The sequence below is a fragment of the Euzebyella marina genome (assembly GCF_003687485.1).
Classification (GTDB): Bacteria; Bacteroidota; Bacteroidia; order Flavobacteriales; family Flavobacteriaceae; genus Euzebyella; species Euzebyella marina.
The window spans coordinates 2,537,935-2,558,840 of the sequence record NZ_CP032050.1 but is presented as its reverse complement, the minus strand read 5'-3'; the positions used below and the strand labels follow the sequence as shown (position 1 = coordinate 2,558,840).

Annotated in this window: 23 protein-coding genes; 10 read left to right on the top strand and 13 right to left on the bottom strand. The window is 39.6% G+C overall.

Translation table 11 applies throughout. The features are described from left to right. Positions 1-9: 9 nt before the first annotated feature. On the bottom strand, positions 10-306 hold the full coding sequence (rpsR, locus tag D1013_RS10915) for a 30S ribosomal protein S18 (RefSeq protein ID WP_121848862.1): 297 nt from the start codon (positions 304-306) through the stop codon (positions 10-12). A 5-nt stretch (positions 307-311) separates the two neighbouring features. Beyond that, entirely contained in the window at positions 312-650 is a 339-nt protein-coding gene (gene rpsF, locus D1013_RS10910) for a 30S ribosomal protein S6 (protein ID WP_121848861.1), read from the bottom strand. Between the two features lie 232 nt (positions 651-882). On the opposite strand from rpsF, the gene D1013_RS10905 reads away from it, so the two are divergent. Further along, the gene (locus tag D1013_RS10905; protein WP_121848860.1) at positions 883-1,575 is read left to right on the top strand and encodes a LytR/AlgR family response regulator transcription factor; all 693 of its coding nucleotides are present in this window, start codon (positions 883-885) and stop codon (positions 1,573-1,575) included. A gap of 53 nt (positions 1,576-1,628) precedes the next feature. Here D1013_RS10905 and priA read toward each other — a convergent pair whose 3' ends face one another. From priA to nadC, 4 genes are read right to left on the bottom strand one after another with little or no spacing between them, the layout of a single operon-like run. Then, the gene (priA, locus tag D1013_RS10900; protein ID WP_121848859.1) at positions 1,629-4,085 is read right to left on the bottom strand and encodes a replication restart helicase PriA; all 2,457 of its coding nucleotides are present in this window, start codon (positions 4,083-4,085) and stop codon (positions 1,629-1,631) included. Positions 4,086-4,098: 13 nt separating this feature from the next. After that, positions 4,099-4,539 (bottom strand): DUF2147 domain-containing protein, encoded by a 441-nt coding sequence (locus D1013_RS10895; protein WP_121848858.1) that lies wholly within the window; start codon positions 4,537-4,539, stop codon positions 4,099-4,101. After that, a complete protein-coding gene (locus D1013_RS10890) occupies positions 4,536-5,504 on the bottom strand; it encodes a YihY/virulence factor BrkB family protein (protein WP_121848857.1) in 969 nt (322 codons plus the stop codon). Before D1013_RS10890 ends, D1013_RS10895 begins: the two co-directional genes overlap by 4 nt. Continuing rightward, positions 5,505-6,362 (bottom strand): carboxylating nicotinate-nucleotide diphosphorylase, encoded by an 858-nt coding sequence (gene nadC, locus D1013_RS10885; protein WP_121848856.1) that lies wholly within the window; start codon positions 6,360-6,362, stop codon positions 5,505-5,507. It abuts the gene before it with no gap. Positions 6,363-6,480: 118 nt separating this feature from the next. Between nadC and rlmH the strand changes: the two genes are divergently transcribed. Next, the gene (gene rlmH, locus D1013_RS10880; RefSeq protein WP_121848855.1) at positions 6,481-6,954 is read left to right on the top strand and encodes a 23S rRNA (pseudouridine(1915)-N(3))-methyltransferase RlmH; all 474 of its coding nucleotides are present in this window, start codon (positions 6,481-6,483) and stop codon (positions 6,952-6,954) included. A gap of 100 nt (positions 6,955-7,054) precedes the next feature. After that, complete coding sequence (locus D1013_RS10875) at positions 7,055-8,089, top strand: bestrophin family protein (protein WP_121848854.1); 1,035 nt, start codon at positions 7,055-7,057, stop codon at positions 8,087-8,089. 56 nt (positions 8,090-8,145) lie between these two features. Here D1013_RS10875 and serA read toward each other — a convergent pair whose 3' ends face one another. The 4 genes from serA to D1013_RS10855 form a co-directional block, all read right to left on the bottom strand. Then, positions 8,146-10,038 (bottom strand): phosphoglycerate dehydrogenase, encoded by a 1,893-nt coding sequence (gene serA, locus D1013_RS10870; RefSeq protein WP_121848853.1) that lies wholly within the window; start codon positions 10,036-10,038, stop codon positions 8,146-8,148. Positions 10,039-10,195: 157 nt separating this feature from the next. Continuing rightward, complete coding sequence (locus D1013_RS10865) at positions 10,196-10,894, bottom strand: DUF3307 domain-containing protein (RefSeq protein ID WP_121848852.1); 699 nt, start codon at positions 10,892-10,894, stop codon at positions 10,196-10,198. A 10-nt stretch (positions 10,895-10,904) separates the two neighbouring features. After that, positions 10,905-11,507: a SatD family protein gene (locus D1013_RS10860; protein WP_121848851.1), complete on the bottom strand. Its 603-nt coding sequence runs from the start codon at positions 11,505-11,507 to the stop codon at positions 10,905-10,907. Between the two features lie 110 nt (positions 11,508-11,617). Next, positions 11,618-12,070, bottom strand: a complete 453-nt coding sequence (locus tag D1013_RS10855) for a methyltransferase family protein (protein ID WP_121848850.1) — start codon at positions 12,068-12,070, stop codon at positions 11,618-11,620. 78 nt (positions 12,071-12,148) lie between these two features. On the opposite strand from D1013_RS10855, the gene D1013_RS10850 reads away from it, so the two are divergent. The 5 genes from D1013_RS10850 (at position 12,149) to D1013_RS10830 (ending at position 17,868) form a co-directional block, all read left to right on the top strand. Further along, positions 12,149-12,748: a non-canonical purine NTP diphosphatase gene (locus D1013_RS10850; protein ID WP_121848849.1), complete on the top strand. Its 600-nt coding sequence runs from the start codon at positions 12,149-12,151 to the stop codon at positions 12,746-12,748. Next, complete coding sequence (locus tag D1013_RS10845) at positions 12,724-13,332, top strand: DUF4337 family protein (protein WP_121848848.1); 609 nt, start codon at positions 12,724-12,726, stop codon at positions 13,330-13,332. The genes D1013_RS10850 and D1013_RS10845 overlap by 25 nt, the downstream gene beginning before the upstream one ends. Before the next feature lie 160 nt (positions 13,333-13,492). Continuing rightward, entirely contained in the window at positions 13,493-15,259 is a 1,767-nt protein-coding gene (locus D1013_RS10840; RefSeq protein WP_121848847.1) for a DEAD/DEAH box helicase, read from the top strand. Between the two features lie 78 nt (positions 15,260-15,337). After that, a complete protein-coding gene (locus D1013_RS10835) occupies positions 15,338-16,111 on the top strand; it encodes a carboxypeptidase-like regulatory domain-containing protein (protein ID WP_121848846.1) in 774 nt (257 codons plus the stop codon). A 50-nt stretch (positions 16,112-16,161) separates the two neighbouring features. Beyond that, entirely contained in the window at positions 16,162-17,868 is a 1,707-nt protein-coding gene (locus tag D1013_RS10830; protein WP_121848845.1) for an alpha-amylase family glycosyl hydrolase, read from the top strand. Here D1013_RS10830 and D1013_RS10825 read toward each other — a convergent pair. The 3 genes from D1013_RS10825 to D1013_RS10815 all read right to left on the bottom strand — a co-directional run bounded on the left by D1013_RS10825 (position 17,857) and on the right by D1013_RS10815 (position 19,537). Further along, on the bottom strand, positions 17,857-18,222 hold the full coding sequence (locus tag D1013_RS10825; RefSeq protein WP_121848844.1) for a VOC family protein: 366 nt from the start codon (positions 18,220-18,222) through the stop codon (positions 17,857-17,859). The two genes, D1013_RS10830 and D1013_RS10825, sit on opposite strands and share 12 nt — an antisense overlap. Positions 18,223-18,246: 24 nt before the next feature. Next, the gene (locus D1013_RS10820) at positions 18,247-18,777 is read right to left on the bottom strand and encodes an SRPBCC family protein (RefSeq protein ID WP_121848843.1); all 531 of its coding nucleotides are present in this window, start codon (positions 18,775-18,777) and stop codon (positions 18,247-18,249) included. Positions 18,778-18,874: 97 nt separating this feature from the next. Then, positions 18,875-19,537, bottom strand: coding sequence for a TrmH family RNA methyltransferase (locus D1013_RS10815; protein ID WP_121848842.1), 663 nt, complete (start codon positions 19,535-19,537; stop codon positions 18,875-18,877). A 35-nt stretch (positions 19,538-19,572) separates the two neighbouring features. Here D1013_RS10815 and D1013_RS10810 point away from each other — a divergent pair, with 35 nt between their 5' ends. Together D1013_RS10810 and D1013_RS10805 are read left to right on the top strand one after the other, a co-directional pair. After that, positions 19,573-20,274 (top strand): SIR2 family NAD-dependent protein deacylase, encoded by a 702-nt coding sequence (locus D1013_RS10810; protein ID WP_121848841.1) that lies wholly within the window; start codon positions 19,573-19,575, stop codon positions 20,272-20,274. A gap of 14 nt (positions 20,275-20,288) precedes the next feature. After that, positions 20,289-20,849 carry an adenylosuccinate lyase gene (locus D1013_RS10805; RefSeq protein WP_121848840.1) on the top strand — a complete coding sequence of 187 codons (561 nt, stop codon included), beginning with the start codon at positions 20,289-20,291 and terminating at the stop codon, positions 20,847-20,849. Positions 20,850-20,906: the final 57 nt, after the last annotated feature.

The following is a 20,906-nucleotide window of genomic DNA, read 5'->3' as shown; positions in this document are numbered from 1 at the left end:
GCCTTAAATTTATTTTAGTAGATCACCTACGTATGGCATTAAAGCCAAGTGACGTGCCCTCTTTACCGCTTGGGCCACTTTGCGTTGGTACTTCAAAGAAGTTCCGGTAAGTCGTCTTGGTAAAAGTTTACCTTGCTCGTTTACCAATTTGATCAAGAAATCAGGATCTTTATAATCGATATATTTAATACCTGATTTTTTGAAACGACAGTACTTCTTCTTAGTATTTGTCTCAATGTTCAATGGGGTCAAATAACGAATTTCCCCATCTTTTTTTCCTTTCGCTTGCTGTTGTAATGTTGCCATAATACTTACGCTTTAGCTTTTAACCTTGTTCTTCTTTTTTCAGCCCACTCGATGGCGTGCTTGTCTAATTTTACGGTCAAGAACCGCATTATCCGCTCATCTCTCTTGAATTCTTGCTCATAAGGAGCAATTACACTACCAGGTGCGGTGAACTCGAACAAATGGTAAAAACCACTTTTCTTGTGTTGTATGGCATAGGCCAATTTCTTCAGTCCCCAGTTTTCTTTAGAGACCATTTTGGCGCCATTGTTAATTAAGAAATCCTCGAATTTCTTAACTGTTTCCGCAATCTGGTCTTCAGAAAGCACGGGATTCAAAATGAAAACAGTTTCGTAATGGTTCATAAATGTATATTTTTTAGGAGCGCAAAAGTAATAATATTTATGACACTTCACAAGAAAAGAGAATTTTCTTCGTTATAGATGGGTAACCTTAAAAAATCGAACTTAACCAAATCTTAACCTATGGTCATTGCAAATTACACAGGAAATCGGACGAACTTTACAAGTTTACTTGTAGTTGAACGTCAATTTTTAGTATTTTGTCGATGATTTAACCCCACAAATCGACCCATTTATGAAATTAAGAAGTATTATTGTCGACGACTCGTCTATGCAGCGAATGGCGGTGGCAAAGTTGGTAAACAGTCATCCGAATTTGGCGATGGTGGCCGAATACAGCAATGCCATTGAAGCTAAAAACGGTATCAAAAACAACGAAATCGATTTGATTTTTCTTGATGTTGAGATGCCGATCATCAGTGGTTTTGACCTACTTGAATCACTAGAGAACCGTCCGCAGGTAATTTTGATTACCGGAAAACCTGATTATGCCCTAAAGGCATTCGATTATGATGTAACAGATTATCTTCACAAACCTATTACCATGGCCCGTTTCGATGCCTCTGTAAAAAGAGCTATCAACAAATACGAGCAAATGCACAAGGTTCAGGAAGACGAAGAGCATATATTCGTAAAAAGCAATCTGAAGAAAAGAAAGGTAATCTTAAACGATATCAAGTGGATAGAAGCCCTTGGTGATTATATCAAGTTGGTAACCGATGAGGCCAATATTGTAATCTTATCGACCATGAAGTCTTTTGAAAAGCAGTTGCCTCAAGATAAATTCTTGAGAATACATAAGTCATACATTGTCAACTTAGAGAAAATCGAGAAGTTCAACAGTAAAAATGTTGAGGTAAGCGGAAGATCGATTCCTTTAAGCAGGAACAAGAAAACAGAGTTGGCCGAAGCACTGAGCAACGTCTAAACTTTTACTCAGAATATAAATAAAAGCCTCGTTCATACGAGGCTTTTTTTATTCTATATATGATCTACATTATAAATCACCCTGACACTTCGGTATTGAGAAACCGCATTGAACGACTTTTCTATTCTTCGAATAGATGACTTAACCCCCGACACTGAAGTACCCTTAGGAATTTTGACCAAAATATGCTTCAGGTATTGATTGCGTATTCTTGCCACCGCCGGATACTCAGGACCTAGAACATTGCCGCCGAAACTGTTTCTCAGCGATTGGGCAAACCATTCGGCAGACTCGTTCAGGCGGTTATACTCTTTATGTTTAAAGGTTATCTTTATTATTCTATTCTTTGGTGGGTATTTATATTGTTCGCGCTCGTACAATTGTTCTTTGAACATACCCTCATAGTCGTTCACCGAAACTTGGTTTAAAATCTGATGATAAGGGTTGTAGCTTTGAACAATCACCTTTCCTCTTTTTTGGGTGCGCCCTGCCCTACCCGCTACCTGTGTCAATAATTGAAAACAACGCTCGTGTGCTCGAAAATCAGGAAAGTTTAATAAAGAGTCGGCATTCATAATACCTACTAAACTCACATTTCTAAAATCGAGTCCTTTGGTCAGCATTTGAGTACCCACCAAAATATCGACTTCTTGTTGTTCAAAGGCGTTTATGATTTTTTCATAACCATGTTTACCACGCGTGGTGTCAAGATCCATTCGGGCAACCTTTGCATCAGGAAACAACAATTCTATTTCTTTCTCTACTTGTTCCGTACCAAACCCTTTAGTATCCAAGGTTGGGCTTCCACAAGCTTGACAACTCTCTGGCAATGCCATGTGATGACCGCAATAATGACAACGAAGTTGTTTTCTAAATTGATGATAGGTCAAACTCACATCACAATTCGGGCATTGAGGTGAATGGCCACACGTGGTGCATTCGACAATAGGGGCATAACCCCTTCTGTTTTGAAACAGAATTACCTGCTCCCCTTCATTAAGAGCTTCCTCAATTTGCAGAAATAACCTTTCGGAAAAATGACCCTTCATCCTCTTTTTCCGTGACTGCTCTTTGAGGTCGACCAATTCGATGTCAGGCATTAAAACATTACCAAAACGACGTTTGATTTCCGCAAAGCCATATTTGCCTGTTTTGGCATTTAGATAACTTTCAATACTAGGTGTAGCAGACCCGAGTAAAACATCACTATTATGAAGCTGCCCCAAAACAATGGCCGCATCTCTTGCATGATAGCGTGGCGCTGGGTCAAACTGCTTAAAAGAACCCTCGTGTTCTTCATCAATGATTATTAGACCTAAATCGTTATAAGGTAGGAATAAAGCCGACCGTGCCCCTATTACTATTCTGGCCTTATTTTTATTGTTGAGTACGTTATTCCACACTTCAACACGCTCTTGCACATTGTATTTTGAGTGGTATACGGATACGTGTTCACCAAAATAATCTTGCAAACGTGCAATCAATTGGGTCGTCAAAGCTATCTCAGGAAGCAGATAGAGCACCTGTTTACCTGACTTGATACACTCATCTATCAATTTTACATATACCTCCGTTTTTCCAGAAGAGGTAACCCCATACAGCAATGCGGTCTTTTGCTCTTCAAAACTCCGGTTAATAGCCTTAAAAGCATCCTCTTGAAACTCATTGAGTTCTTTCAGTTCAGAATTTTCAGATTCCCCTTCATAATTGACCCGGTCTTTCTGAAAATAATACTCCTTTAAAATTTCCTTTTCAATCAGTGAGTTTATAACAGCTTTTGATGCCCCACTCTCCTTTTCCAGTTCAGATACCTTTACAGGCTTTCGGTGAACGGCCTGAAGCTGAAAAAGGGCCAACACCACTTGACTCTGCTTCGGCGCCCTTGTCAATGACTCTAAAAGAGATTCCAGTTTTTCTTCCTTTAGATACTCATCACCTAATTTCACATACTTTACCAGCTTCGGTTTATACTGCTCGTATATTTCTTCTTTAATTAGGATAATCTTCTTTTCCAGTAGGCGGTTGAGTACAGGCAAAATATTCTTTCTATCTACGATGGCACTAACTTCTTGTACTTTTAAGCTAGATTGATGTTGAAGTGCCTCATAAACCAAAAACTCATCGTCTTTTAACTCAGACTCATCTATTTCTTGATCGGAATTTTTAAGAATTAGCGTTTCACTTTCCAATAGTAAGGCACTCGGTAGAGCACTGCGAAAGACCTCGCCTATAGAGCACATATAATAATCGGCAATCCACTGCCAGTGTTTGAGCTGAAAGGTATTGACAATAGGAAAATCATCTAAAATGCGATCGACCTCTTTCGCCTCATATACTTGAGGGGCTTCGTTATGTATTCGGTAAACAAGACCTGTATAAATTTTAGACTTCCCAAACGGCACGGCTACCCTTACTCCGAGTTGTAACGCCTCGGCCTCAGAAGAAGTAACACTATAGGTAAACAGCCGTTCTAACGGAATGGGTAAGATTACGTCAACAAAAAAATCCATATAAAATTTGATGCTAGCCTTCTACACGTTGCCAGGTCTGGGTGCGATACAGAAAAGAAAGGTATCCTCGTACTTTAAGCTCATCGGGGTCGTCGGGGTTAAGCCATATCTTGCATCTAAAGGTCATGGCCTGCTGAGGGTCGAACAATGTATCGCCCTTGTAAACACCATCTCCTGTATGCTCGGCCGCTTCAATAATATCCATACCCAAAACAGGTTTGTTCTTACGCTTGCCCTCACATTTTTCACATATAAAATTCTCCTTTCCCTCTTCAACTATTTCTATGACCTTTCCGTACATTAAACCATCCTTTTCATAAATTTCAACAATCGCCTTCGGTTTTCCGGTACGATCGTCTATGGTTTTCCATTTTCCAAAAATCTCTTGGGCCTGTATCAATTGCGAACTGCACACAATTAAAACCCAAAGTACACATCGAGTAAGTCTAATCATTCCTTTTTATATGTTTTGCGAAGTGAGTTCAACGAAGCGTTCAGCTCGAACCCAAGTAACAATATATTAGAATTTAACCAGATATAGACCATTAAAATCAACAAACCGCCCAATGCACCATATAATTCGTTATATCTTGCGAATTTTTCTACATAAACCCCAAATAGGTAAGAAGTGAGCATAAACAATAAGGTAGTCATCAAAGCCCCTATAGAGAAAAACTTGGCGTTCTTTCCTTCAGTAGTTCCAAAATAATAAAGAATGGCGGTAGTGAAATAAGATAGTAGAACAAAAAATAGCACCTTGCCAATTTGCGCGCCAACAATATCATTCTCTGTTAAGTCGTAGCCACGGGTTTTGGCCGCCCATACACTGAGGTAATCTAAAATATAGAATTCAACATATACATAAGCAACGGCGCCCACAATTAAAAGGATAGAAAGAATAAGCCCTACCATCAAGGCATACAAATATTGACGAAAGAAATTACGGGTCATTTCTACGTGATATGAGTTCTCAAACCCCCCGAAAATGGCATTTACCCCATTGGCCATTAAAAAAATGGAAAATAGAAATGCTGAAGATAGCAGACCACCACGCTTTTGATCCTTTATCTGCTGGTATATATCGCCAAAATAATCACTGGTGGCAGACGGTAAAAAGGACTCTAGGAAAACCAGGAACTGGGAGTCAAAATTTTCATTGCCGATACTGACATAAGGAATTATAAAGGGTACCAAGGTTATTAAAAAAATAAGTAGGGGAAACAACGCTAAAAAGAGACTGAAAGAAATAGAGCTGGCCCTTGTTGAAATGGCACCTTTAAAAATGCCAAAAATGTACATCTCCATCAAATCATAGAGGGAAAGACCTTCAAAGGCAGGCAATTTCACCTCCTTTAATACTAATGCCAACTTGTTAAGAAGCGGTATTTTAGCAATCTTTTCCTCTATTTCTTTTGACATTTACACCGCCTTTAGACTAAGGTCCATATTATAAACGGAGTGGGTCAATGCCCCCGAAGAGATATAATTAACACCGCACTCGGCGTATTCCCTAATAGTCTTTTCATTGATGCCCCCAGAAGATTCGGTCAAACATTTATCTCCAATCATCTTAACAGCGGTTCGGGTATCTTCGTAATTAAAATTATCGATTAAAATTCTATAGACACCCTCGGTCTTAAGAATTTCTTCTATTTCACCTAGGTTTCTAGCTTCGACTATAATTTTTAAATCTCTATCTGTTTTCTTCAGGTATTCTTTGGTCTTTTCAATTGCATGGCTAACACCACCGGCAAAATCAATATGGTTGTCTTTAAGCATGATCATATCATAAAGGGCAAAACGGTGGTTTTCGCCCCCTCCTATTTTCACGGCCCACTTCTCTAATGCACGTATGCCAGGTGTTGTTTTTCTGGTATCCAATATCTTGGTACCGGTACCCTCTAATAGTTTCACATATTTATTGGTTTTAGTGGCAATGGCACTCATGCGCTGCATGGCATTCAAAACCAAACGTTCTGCCTTCAGAATACTTTGTGAACTGCCGGAAACATAAAATACAACATCACCATATTCGACCGAACTACCGTCTTCTATCAAAGTTTCTATTTTCAGAGCTTTGTCTACATAAGCAAAAACCTGTTGGGCAAATTCGACCCCGGCAATGATGCCTTCATCCTTTACCAATAATTTAGCTTTTCCCTTCGCATCATTAGGTATACATGCCAATGAGCTGTGATCACCATCCCCTACATCTTCGCGAATAGCATTTTTAATGATTATATCTAACTCTTGCTGAAAAGCTTCTTTTGAAATCATAATTCTTATTTGTTATGGGCTAAATTAATAAATGTTGAGGGTTTTAATCCGTTAAGGTAGATTCAATTTACTGGCGACCATTCAGGCTATTCTTTTAGGAATAACTCTATATTTGCCCATGACCATTAAACTACTCGCCATAGGAAAAACGGATAGTAAAGCCCTATCTCAATTAATATCGGAGTACGAAAAAAGACTCGTTCACTACATCAAGTTTGAACTTGAGATTATAGCCGACATCAAAAATTCTAAAAATCTATCGGAACCGCAACAAAAAGAAAAAGAGGGCGAATTAATTCTTAAGAAGCTTAACCCAACCGATGTTCTAGTGGTTCTAGATGAAAACGGAAAGCAATTTACATCAGAGGCATTTTCTGAATATTTACAAAAGAAAATGAATGCCGGAATTAAACAATTGGTCATTGCCATCGGTGGTCCGTACGGTTTCAGCGAAACAGTCTACTCAAGAGCACAGGGAAAAATAAGTCTATCTAAAATGACATTTTCGCACCAAATGGTGCGCCTATTTGCAACAGAACAGATTTATAGGGCCTTTACCATTTTACGCAACGAACCCTATCACCATAGATGATTTATAATTGTAGTATCATCGAAAACAAAAAGACTTCGCTAGAGTTCAAATAAATAAGACTGTTTTCTATTTTAGTATTCTAAATAGAGAATAGGAAATTATGATTGTTACCAAGGGTATTCATATTAAAAAGCTTTTTGACTGGTCGTTCCATCACGTCATATGGCTATTTCTTTACATGGGCACGGTGGCCTGCCTGTACCGGTTCGACATTATTTCGTATAAAATACCTTGGCTGCCCGTTTCAGTAATCGGTACCGCCGTTGCATTTTATGTAGGTTTTAAGAATAACCAGTCGTACGACCGCATGTGGGAAGCTAGAAAAATATGGGGAGGCATCGTTAATGATAGTAGAACTTGGGGCATGGTGGTCGACGGTTACATTACCAATTTGTTTACCACCGAAAACCGAAGCTTAGAAGAAATTCAGGCTATAAAAAAGAGACTGATTTACCGACATATCGCTTGGCTTTACGCCCATAGAGAACAATTACTGGTACCCACCTCTTGGGAACATGTGGCCCAAGGCGGACTTACTACCAGACATGCCGAAAGGCTAGAAGAGAATTTCGGTGTGGGCTTGATAAGCGATCACGAAGATTACCGCCAACTTCATAACTTCTTATCAAAAGAGGAATACGATAGACTGACGCCAAAGGCCAATACGGCAACACAAATAATAAACGAACAATCGAGAGATTTACGCGAACTGCGCAAAGAAGGATTAATAGATGATTTTAGACATATAAAAATGGAAGATGTGCTGCGCACTTTTTACGAATTGCAGGGTAAAAATGAGCGTATCAAGAAATTTCCTTTTCCTCGTCAGTATGCCAATATGAGTTTTTATTTTGTGGGGATATTTATCTTTTTAATTCCGTTTAGTATGATGCCCGAAGTACTGGATGCCGGAAGTATCAACTTTTGGTTAGCCGTGCCCATTTGTGTTTTATTAGGATGGGTATATATTATGATGGAATTGATTGGGGATTACTCCGAAAATCCCTTTCAAAGAATGGCAAACGATATACCCATGCTTTCTCTTTGTCGAACCATTGAAATCGATTTAAGGGAAATGTTGGGCGAAACGGAGCTGCCACCTCCGGTAAAAGCACAAAGAGGTGTGTTAATGTAATTTTATACAATAAAAAAGACCCTCAAAAGGGCCTTTTAATTTATGATTTGCTCTTACTAATAAAGTACTCTAAACTTGATAGTGTTCTCTATTTTTCTAAGAGCTTTGATTACTTCTTTATTATATTCTTTATCTACATCGGTTATTACATACCCCACCTCACTGTCGGTAGATAGGTATTGACCTAGAATGTTAAGTTCATAAGTAGCCAGTTCTTCATTTATTTTGGCCATAATACCGGGAACATTCTTGTGAATGTGTAAAAACCTATGTGCGTTCTGTTGCTTCGGCAAACGAATGTTGGGGAAGTTAACGGCATCAACGGAATTTCCTGAATTGATATAATCCATGATTTTATTAGGTACGAAATCTGCGATGTCGCGTTGTGCTTCCTCTGTGCTTCCGCCCACGTGTGGAGTCAAAATCACATTCGGTATGCCTTGAAGAGCGGTATAGAACTCGCCATTGCTTCTTGGTTCTTCAGGATAAACATCAATGGCCGCACCACCCAATTTTCCGTTTTTAAGTGCATCCGCCAACGCTTCGATATCCACCACAAAACCACGTGAAAGATTGATAAGCATGGCACCATCTCTCATTTGTTTTATTTCCCTGGCACCGATAAAGTTATTATTGGCCTTATTATCGTCTACATGTAAAGTGACCACATCGGAGACATTCAATAAATCTTCCAAAGAGCTACACTTCTTGGCATTACCCAAAGAAAGTTTGTCCTCTACATCATAATAGTAGACTCGCATACCGATAGCCTCAGCCAAAATCGATAATTGCTTACCTATATTACCGTACCCCACGATACCTAAGTTTTTGCCCCTCACCTCACGAGAACCTTGGGCCGTTTTTTGCCATTGTCCGCTATGTATTTCAGAGCTTCTAGCAAAAACACTACGCATAAGCATGATAATTTCGCCGATAGCCAATTCAACAACCGAACGGGTGTTACTGTACGGTGCATTGAAGACCGCCACACCCTTTTTACGGGCATATTCAAGGTCTATTTGAGTTGTACCGATACAGAATGCGCCTACCACCAACAATTTGTTTCCGGCATCCAAAACTTTTTGGGTCACCTGCGTTTTAGAGCGAATACCTAAAACGTGAACCCCTTTGATTTTTTCAATCAACTCTTCTTCTGGAAGACTGTGCTTTACCAACTCGACCGAGAAACCGTCTTTAGAGAGGTTTTCCAACGCAGCGGGATGCACATTTTCCAACAATAAAATCTTGATCCTATTCTTCGGATAAGAAATATTTCTTGGTAAATCGTTCACAAAAAGAAACTCATCTAGATTAGGGGTAACATGGTCGGCCTTACTGGCAGCTTTTTCACGGTGTACGTTTTCGGTATAGGCAAAGAATTTATCGGCAATACCCGCCTCTTTCATCACATAATCACTGTAACCGTCACCTATCACCTGAACTTCACCATCAAGATTCATCTGGCGAAGACACTCAATCTTTCCATTGTGCTGAGAAAGTACGTTCTTTTCATCAAAACCGATGATACTTCCCTCATCATCAAATTTAAAGGTGTTGGCGTAAACCCTGTTTGAAGGTATGTTATACTCTTCGACAATAGGATCTATGAACTCTTTGAATCCGCAAGAAATCACATAAATATCATCAGAAAATTTTTCAAAGAATTCTTTGTTGGCAGCAATCGATTTAGAAATTTTTTGGCGAAGTTCATCAACCAACGGCTCTAAATCATCTTTATGGGCATTTAGAAGCTTGATTCGTCTCTCGAGCGACTCTGTAAAAGAAATATCACCATCTATGCCCAAGTTGGTGATTTCTTGAATTTTATTGACAATTTCATCCTTATCCGATTTATCTTTAAGGGTCATTTCTGCAAGAACATCCAATGCCTCTACCCTGGTAAGGGTGCTGTCAAAATCAAATACGTATTTTCTGTTTGTTGCTACCATGGTTTGACTGAAAAATTAAGGCACAAAAGTAAAGATTAATTCGGTGTAATTTTGGGGAATATCAACAAAAGTTACTTCTATAACTAATCTGTTAATAATGGCTTATTATTTAAATTCTTGCTGGTAAAACGGGTAAAAATAGGGTCTCAGAACTGTTCTAAAAAGTAACGTATATAATGCCGGTAATGATGGCCAAACCAAAGCTGAGAAGAGTACCTATTAATATGTATTCGGTAAGTTTTCTGTTATTACTTTCTTTTAAGTCGTTGAATCTGAAAACAGATTTTGCCCCTATCAAAAGACCAATAGCTTCCCAACGCCCCATAATGATGAACATAAGTACAAAAAGCCTCTCAATTATGCCAATATATTTACCGGCGTTAGGTAGAGATTTATGATCTAGCTCAATTTTATCCGACATGGCCTCCAGCAACTTACCCATGATAATGGCCGAAGGAAAACTTACAAAAACCAAGGCTGTAATCAACCCCCAATCCAGTCTTTGGAACAAAGTGACGGTGTGGGACCAAAAATCAGTATAGTAGGCGCATATATAGAGTATTATTAGATGCAACAACTGATCGATAAAAAAGGGGATGCTCTTCAATTTAAAATATGGAGTGGCATACAACTTGGCCAAATCGATAATATAATGTGACACGGCTATAATAGCGACCATCTGAATATAATCAAGGTCCCACAACAACACCATGGCCACTAGAAAATGGATGAGTACGTGAAAATAGATGTATTTAGAAGTTATCTTATTAGCTTCTTTATGAACCACCCATCTAGAGGGCTGAAGTATAAAATCACCTATCAAATGGGCCAAAAGAAGTTTTACAAAGACTATCATCTAGTTTATTTTAGTCAAGATTCTCTTTAAAATATTCAATCAATTGCAAAATCAGGTCTAGTCTGGCTCTTTTTAATCGTTGGCTTACGGCAGATTGCTGAATACCTAAACGTTCGGCCATTTCTTGTTGCGACATTTCTGGGTTTTGCAGGGCCAAAACAACGATTTCGGCAGAAACCGTACTCCAGGCGTCCATAATATCAAGTGCCAAGCGCAACATAAGGTTAATGGTGTCATCAAATTTTGCTTGCCCTGTATTCACCGAAAGATTCAGCTTATCTACTTTCAGGTGCTCAAATGTTCTACCTGAACGCTGATAGGCAGTACCATTTGATTCACTTACACTCTCTCCCTGAAATGTTTCAGAACCTATGCCAACAGCCATTCGTGCGTCTAAACCTTTTATTGTTTTGAGCAGCGCTTTTATGTAAATAGCTTGAAACAAAGCCTCTTTTGGTAATGCCAACTTGAGCTGAAATTCATCTCCGCGGTAAACTTCCCAATCATTTGACACTTCCCCAATGGTCGCTAAATACTTCTTTAGCATTACGAGCCATTCATAGGAGTCGTGATTTCCAGAACCTATAATATCGCCAGTGATTATCGCTATCATCTATATAAGTTTAAAAGCTAATATATTAATTTATCACCTAAAAAACTAATAAAAATAAAAATAAGCTTAAAAGCTAATTTTTTGAATTATAAGCCAAAGAGTCAATGAATTTAAAACCACCGACGGGTCTTGATGCAATACTGTCTAAATTCTTTACCGAAAATAGTTTCTAAGGCCTCTTCTTCGGGCACTATCTGAAACCGATTCATATATGCTACAAATGCCGCTGCCAGCAAAGTATTAAAAGCGTTACCCAACCAGAGCCCCCATGCCAATAGAATCATTAACATCGCTAAATACATCGGGTTTCTTGAAAAAGCATAAATGCCGCTATCGACCAGATGACTAGCCTTTGAAGGATTAATGGGGTCAACAGTTGTTTTACTGTTTTGAAATTGAAAAAGAGCTACCAATACGACCAAAAAGGCAGCTATTAATAACCCTAGTAAAAGATAATTTCTTCCAAAAAAGTCAAAATACCCGAAAGGCAATATCTTTGCCAACAGATACATCATCAGACCAAAACATAAGAAAACGATAACAGGAGGAATCTTTAATTTCATCAAAAAAGAGGTTCTACAACAAAATTACTATAATTTACATCCGATAGCGCCTTAAATCACGTATAAGAAGTATATCAAATGAAACTTGTCTTCGCCACCCATAACCGAAACAAATTCAAAGAGGTCAAAAAACTTGTTCCCGAGACCATCGAACTTCTATCATTGACCGATATCTCTTGTTTTGACGAAATACCTGAAACTGGCGATACATTAGAAGCCAATGCCAGAATAAAAGCTGATTATGTAACTGAAAATTACGGGTTACCTTGCTTTTCAGACGATACCGGGCTATTGGTAGACGCCTTAAATGGGCAACCGGGAGTATACTCTGCCCGCTATGCAGGCGAGCAAAAAAATGCCAATGACAACATGTCAAAACTTTTGTCAGAACTTAAAGGGCAAACAGATCGCAAAGCACATTTTAAAACCGTAATAGCCCTTAATTTATTAGAAGAAAATTATATGTTCGAGGGTGTCGCCGAAGGCGAAATCATTGGTGAAAAAATTGGTGAGGGCGGATTTGGCTATGACCCGATTTTCAAACCTAAAGGATACACACAAACCTTTGCCCAACTACCTATGGAAATCAAGAACCAAATCAGCCATAGGGGCAAAGCCATAACCAACCTGATAGAATTTTTAAGAACCAACCCATGTCAAAACAAAGCAAAAAAATAGAGGAAAGAGGCGGCGTACTTATCATCTTTTTCGTAGCCCTGTTGGCCATAATGGAAGTACTCAACAATTCATTCGAAAAACAGATCACCAACGCAGACAACAATGAAGTAAGCTACTCCGATTGGTACAATGCCAAAAGTATCAAGCAAGTGATGAAAGAGAACGAACGTGATTTTTTGGCGGCCCTACTCAGTACCGGCCTTATGGACCGTGACCACTCAAGCGTTTTAAAAGAAAAGATTGATAAAACGAAAGAACTGATCATTAAATATGAAGCCGAAAAAACCGAAATATTAATGGGTTCGGCCAATATACCCCCTAGCTCTTGGGCGCAAGACCTAGATGGCGAAATGGGCAAAATTACCGGTCTTCGCGAGTGGCGGGAAATATCAAGAAAATTAAAGGATACCGTTGGCAAAATAAATTTGGGTATTCTTTTTCTTCAGATAAGTGTTGTATTTGGGGTCGTCTGTCTTATCATTCAAGAAAATGTGAAATTGCAAAAAACCTTCACATTATTAATGTTGGCGGCAGGCATGATAGGCATTGTTCTTTCGTTATATGGCTATGCTTCCTCCCTTTAATCGAATCTTTACCAAATCGCCTTAAGTTTAAATAATTAGCACTACCTTTGCCGCTTATTTTTAACGCCGCCGGTATGGCAGGTGTTGCATTGAGTATCAGGGTTATACAAGATAATCGCTCTAAGCAACACACCTATTAGCGATTTAAGTATACCTTATTATGACAAAATTTGAAGCATTGGGGCTTAACAAGGCCCTTTTAAATGCCGTTACGGATATGGGTTTTGAGAGCCCATCCGAAGTACAGGAAAAAGCAATCCCGATTTTATTGGATTCAGAATCTGACCTAGTGGCACTCGCCCAAACAGGAACAGGTAAAACAGCCGCATTTGGCTTTCCACTGATTCAAAAGCTTGACCACAACAGTAGAACAACCCAAGGTCTTATTCTATCACCAACAAGAGAACTTTGCCTTCAAATTACCAGTGAAATGCAGGCATATTCAAAATATGTGAACGGACTTAGCACCGTTGCAATCTATGGTGGTGCCAGCATTACAGAGCAAGCTCGCCAGATTAAAAGAGGAGCACAAATAGTAGTAGCCACTCCTGGCCGTATGAAAGACATGATCGGTCGCGGATTGGTTGATATCTCAAAAATAGATTATTGCGTACTTGATGAAGCCGATGAAATGTTGAACATGGGCTTCTATGAAGATATAAAAGAGATTCTCTCCAATACGCCTCAAGACAAATCAACTTGGTTGTTTTCTGCCACTATGCCAAAAGAAGTGGCCACTATTGCCAAAAAATTCATGCATAACCCTATTGAGATAACCGTAGGGGCAAAAAATGCGGGTACCAATAACGTACAGCATGAATATTATGTGGTGAGTGGTAGAGATAGATATCCTGCTCTTAAGCGTTTGGCCGATGCCAACCCAGATATCTTTTCGGTTGTTTTTTGCCGAACTAAAAGAGATACTCAGAGAGTAGCTGAAAAACTGATAGAAGATGGCTATAATGCAGGTGCGTTACATGGTGACTTGAGTCAAAACCAACGTGACCTGGTAATGAACGCCTTCAGAAAAAAGCAGATTCAGATGTTGGTAGCCACAGATGTGGCGGCAAGAGGTATTGATGTTGACGATGTTACCCATGTAATCAATTACCAACTACCGGATGAAATAGAAACTTATACCCACCGTAGCGGAAGAACCGGTCGTGCGGGCAAATCTGGTATATCGATGGTAATTATTACCAAGAGCGAGCTAAGAAAAATCCGTTCCATCGAAAAAATAATTCAGCAGAGCTTCATAAGCAAAAGTATTCCTACAGGTATTGAAATCTGTGAGATTCAGCTTTATCATTTGGCCAGTAAAATAAAGGATACCAAAATCAACAAAGACGTTGAAAATTACTTGCCTGCTATTAACGAGGTACTTGAGGGAATTGACCGTGATGAACTGATCAAGAAGATAGTTTCGGTAGAATTTACAAGGTTCTCCAATTACTACAACAAAACAAAAGATTTAAATTCATCTTCTGACCACAGCTCTTCCGCTACTAATGCGTCATCTAATGGTTCGGTTAGATACTTTATCAACGTGGGTGAAAAAGATGGTTACGACTGGATGTCTTTAAAGGATTTTCTTCGCGATACACTCGGCTTAGGTAAAGAAGATATCTATAAAGTAGATACTAAAGACTCTTTTTCATTCTTTAATACAGATGAAGTGCATACCGAGAGTATTTTAAGCTTCTTCACCGACTTTAAATTAGAGGGTCGCTTTATTAATGTCGAAATCTCCAAGAACCCAGGTGGTGATGGTGGCGGAGGAAGAGGCCGTAAAGGAAAATCGAAAAGGAGAGGTAAAGAACGTGACAAAGGAAATCGTGGAAAACGCAGAGATCGCGGTGCTTCCAAAGGAGGTTCGAACTTCTCGGGAAAAAGGAGGAGCAAAAAGAACCGTAGTGATTTCTTTTAGTTAATCATATATTAAAAAATACGCTCCGGCGTATTTTTTTGTTTTGTTTAGTACTTTTAAATCCCGATTTTTAAGTTAATGAGAGCATTTCTTACTATTTCCCTTTTATTTTTTGGTCTTACCGTATGGGCTCAAGAAGAGATAGCCGATGAGCTACAGCTATCAGCTGTTATTGTTAATGCCCAGACCGAAAAACCAATGGAAAGCGTGCACGTGGTCAACCTCAACCAAGTGGTGGGTACGATTACCAATGCCAATGGTGAATTTACTATTAACGCTGCCGTTAATGACACCCTTTACTTTTCTTTCCTAGGGTTTAAATCTCAAAAGATTAGGGTTACCAATGATATGTTCAAGTTTAAGAATACCAAGATTGCCCTTACCGAATTGGCCTACGCTTTGGAGGAGGTTATTGTAAAGCCTTACCAATTGACCGGTTATCTTGAGATTGACGTAAAAAACTTTCCTATCAACAACTCATATCAATATAGTATTTCAGGCCTGTCAGTGAGTTACGAAGGGGGTAATAAGAATCCTAGCGCCGTTACGAAGGTTTTGGGCGCGATTCTGAACCCGGCAGACCTTCTGCGCAATCTTTTTGGAAAACAGCCCAATCAGATGCGTAAGCTGCGTAAAATGAAAGAAGACGACCAGATAAGAGACTTATTGGCTTCAAAGTTCGATCGCGAAACACTAACCGAACTACTACAGATAGAAAAAGTAGATATCGAGGATATTTTAAACAATTGCAACTATTCAAAATCGTTTATAACCACTGCAAATGACTTGCAAATACTGGATGCCATCAGTAGTTGTTACGAAGAATTCAAGGTCTTGAACCGTAAAAAATAATTCTTTGATTTCCCCATAGCATTTTATAGCTTTAGACAAAATAGTTGTCTATGAAGAACCTGCTCGCTGCGGTTATCCTACTGGTCACGATGGCTTCGTGCGTTGAACAAAAAAAGGAACCGACCGAAGAACCTACAACTTTGAGCGAGTCAAAGGCCGATTCCATTATCAAAAAACCTTTCGCATGGGAAGGTGCAAACATCTATTTTCTCTTAACCGATAGATTTTATAACGGAAACACCGATAACGACGTTAACTTCGATAGAAATGAACCTACTGGGCCTTTAAGAGGCTTTATGGGAGGAGATTTGGCAGGTATAACAAAAAAAATTGAAGAAGGTTATTTCAATGAGCTAGGTGTCAATGCCATTTGGTTCACCCCTGTGGTGGAACAAATTCATGGTTCAACGGATGAAAATACAGGAAACACCTATGGTTACCACGGTTATTGGGCGAAGGACTGGACAGCCCTTGACCCAAATTTCGGCACTAAAAAAGATTTGGAAACCTTAGTAAAAACAGCGCATAAGAACGGTATACGTATCTTGATGGATGTTGTACTTAACCATACCGGACCGGTAACCGAAGAAGACCCGGTTTGGCCAGAAGAATGGGTACGCTCCTCACCCACTTGTGACTTTAAGACTTACGAAAGCACTACCGCCTGCACTTTGGTAGCCAATTTGCCGGATATTAAGACGGAATCTGATGAGCCTGTCGAACTGCCCGACCAATTATTGGCCAAATGGAAAAAAGAAGGCAGGTTGAGCCAAGAGCTAGACGAGCTTCAGCTCTTTTTTGAGCGCACTGGTTACCCAAGGGCACCCCGCTATTACATTATCAAATGGCTGACGGATTACGTCAACAATCTCGGTATTGACGGTTTTAGGGTAGACACCGTAAAACACGCCAATGAAAATGCATGGGCAGACCTATACAAAGAGGCTTCCCATGCTTTTGAAAATTGGAAAAAAATGCATCCTGATAAAGTTTTGGATGACTCTCCCTTTTTTATGGTAGGAGAAGTATATGGTTATGGAATATCAAAAGGAAGGGAGTATGACTTTGGCGATAAAAAGGTCGATTATTTTGCCCACGGTTTTAAAAGTCTGATCAACTTTGAATTGAAAACCGATGCCCTCACCGATTACGAATCTATCTTCGGCAAATATCATAATTTGTTACACACTAACTTGAACGGTTTTGGCGTGGTTAATTATTTGACCTCTCATGACGATGCCAGCCCCTATGACCGTGGGCGATCTAACCCTATCAAATCTGCTAACGTTTTGCTATTGACGCCAGGCGCATCGCAAATTTATTATGGAGATGAAACGGCTAGGGATTTAAATGTAGAGGGCACCGAGGAAAATCCTGTTCAAGGCGATGCCTCTTTACGCTCATTCATGAATTGGGATGAATTGGATAGTATACCCCGCACCAAACAAATACTACAACACTGGCAAAAACTAGGCTCCTTTAGAAACAACCACTTGGCAGTAGGTGCCGGGCGTCACAAACGTTTATCAAAAACTCCTTATGTCTTTAGCAGAACTTATTCAGCAAACGATATAAAGGATAAAGTGGTCATCGGCCTTGACCTGCCGGAAGGGAAAAAATCATTATCGGTTAAAGGTTTCTTTGGTGACGGAACCAAGCTGTTCGACACCTATTCACAGACTCAAGTAACTGTTGAAAACGGATCGGTCAATTTAGACAACCCTTATGATACTGCGCTTTTGGAATTAGCTCACTGAGTGTAGTGCTACCCTATTGCCTTCTGAATCTATAATCAAGGCCATAAAACCATGGCCATTTCCGATTTCAGTTTTAGGTTTTATAATTTTGCCGCCAGCATCTTCCACTTTGGCCAATTCATTGGCTAAGTCGTCACAAGAAAGATATACTAACATCCCTTTGGTGGCACTGGGCGAATAGTGTTCGTGTTGAACCAACGAGCCTGAAGCCAAAGATTTGCCTTCTTGATTAGGAAACCATCCCATAACAAAACCTCCTAAATCATGTACGGTAATAGAAATATCAAAGACCTTTTCGTAAAATGACTTGGCCCTTTCCATTTTCTTTACAGGAATTTCAAACCATGCTACCATTTCAAAAAAATTAGAATAAGACCATTAATTTTCCAATTGGGTTTTTAAAGAACTTAACCCTTGTTCAAAGTCTTTACCGACCATTTTATCCATACTTAAGAACATGGCCATAATGCTCATCGGAAACTTATTCTTACCGGAGAAGCCCCAAGTAACGGTGGAAGTTTCTTCAGTACTACCCTTATCTATCTGAAGGTAGCAGTCAGAGGTCGATGCCCATGGCTTTAGAAACCTCAACTCAGATTCAATTCGCTCTTCTGGTACTATTTTAGTGATTTCCTGTTCCCCCTCCCCTACTTCTTTATTTCCGTTCCAATAACTGACACAGCCTACCTCACCATCGGTTCCCGTAAATTTTTTCTGCATATTAGGGTCTCGCCTGGCCCATGGAGACCAATCATCCATTTTTTTCAATGATTTTAAGTAAGTGAATACTTCTGATTGAGGCCTCGCAATTTGAATGGACCGTGAAACATGGTATTTTTTTGGTGCTATTAGCGCCAGTAAAAGAACGAGCGCCACGAGACCTACGATGATATAAAGTGCTATATACATTTGTTTTTCAATTGATTGTTGAAATAAATATAGTAAAAATACAGAACGCCAACACCCATTTATACCTCTGAATATTTAAACATCAAAGATCTATAACTCAAGAGGTAAGGCTATCATGGTAGCGCTGCACTATTTTATCTACACTTTTGATTGACTTCTTAGTCCAGTCCAATCTCTTTTCAAACTTCTCCTCTTCGGTTAAACCCCAATCTACTGTTGAATCTCGTAATCTTGCGGATAGCTGATGTAAAATAATCGCAACAGATACCGATATGTTCAAACTCTCGGTAAAGCCGAGCATTGGAATCTTTAAGAATCCGTCACTTTTTGAAATAGCCTCTTCGCTTAGCCCCTCTCTTTCCGTACCGAATATAAATGCTGTTTTTCGGTCCACATTGAAATCGTTCAAAAGACAGCTATCATAATATGGAGAAGTGGCCACAATTTGGTAACCTTTAGACTTAAGGGTATCAATACACTTCGAAGTAGTTTCGTACCGATGAACATCGACCCATTTCTGAGCACCCATGGCAATTTTCTTATCCAATCTTTTGCCAAACCTATTTTCAATTACATGCGCCTCTTGAATGCCAAAAATATCGCAACTTCTAATAACGGCACTCGTATTATGTAGCTGGTACACGTCTTCAATGGCTACCGTAAAAAATTTGGTACGTTCTTCAAGAATCTCGAGAAAGCGTTGTTTTCTCTCTTCTGAAATGAATTTCTCTAAATATGTAAGAAGTTGGTTGTCTTCCATTGATCTAAAATAATAAAAACTCTATTTTTATAAAGATGAAGAAGCAGATAACCATTTTAACCGGAGCCGGGGTAAGTGCAGAAAGCGGCATTAACACCTTTCGTGATGCGGATGGACTTTGGGAAGGCCGTGATGTCATGGAAGTAGCTTCGCCCCAAGGTTTTTACAACAACCCTGAATTGGTGTTGGATTTTTATAACCAAAGAAGAAGGCAACTCCCATTGGTAAAACCGAACAAAGCGCATTTGGCCTTGGTAGACCTAGAAAAGAACTATCATGTTGAAATTATCACTCAAAACGTAGATGACCTTCACGAAAGGGCTGGAAGTACCCGCGTCTTGCATTTGCATGGCGAACTTTTAAAGGTAAGAAGTACGGGCAACGAATCGGATGTCAAAACTTGGCATGATGACCTCATTCTCGGAGATTTTTGCGACAAAGGGCATCAACTAAGACCACATATCGTGTGGTTTGGCGAAGAAGTTCCTCTGCTGCAAAGAGCGGTCGAAATAACGGCACAATCAGATATTCTCATTATTATCGGCACATCGATGCAGGTATACCCCGCGGCAGGGTTGGTCAATTATGTTAGCCCCGAAACCCCTATTTACTTTATTGACCCGAAGCCAGCGGTTCAAGAGCGTGATTTTGAAAATTTGACCATCATGGCAAAAACTGCCGTGAATGGGGTTCCCGACTTAGTACTGCGACTAATGTCCGACCACAATCACAATTAAATAAATAGCGCTACGTGCAAAAAGAAGAACTTTATAAAGCACTTGATTATGTAAATCATTCCCGAGAAAAAAGGGCAGAAATGTCTTCTTTGGTACTCAATAACCCAGAATTAGTACAGCCTTTACTTGAAATAGCCTTTGATGTAGATGATTCTATTTCGAACCGGGCATGTTGGGTTTTAGAGTTTGCGGCCAAAGAGAATATTGGGTACATCTTGCCGTATCTCGATGTATTTACTTCTAACCTTCGAAACGTCCATTTCGACTCCGCGGTCAGGCCTATGGCAAAAATCTGTGAGTTTTTAACAAAGGCATATTTTTCAAAAGACAATAATAGGGTAAAGCAAAAAGTTACAGAAAGTCATCTAGAACTTATTACAGCGGCCTGTTTTGACTGGTTGATAGGCGAACATAAGGTGGCCGCGCAGGCATACTCTATGACGTGCCTTTTGCTTTTGGGCAGAAAGTATGATTGGATACATCCTGAATTAAAAATGGTCATTGAGCAAAACTATGGTTCGGGCAGTGCCGCATATCAGGCGAGGGCGAGGCATACCCTAGCGAAATTAAAGTAATCTGGTTTCCTTTTTCCTTATGAAGTAATCCTTAAAAATCGACCTGAAGTGGTATCT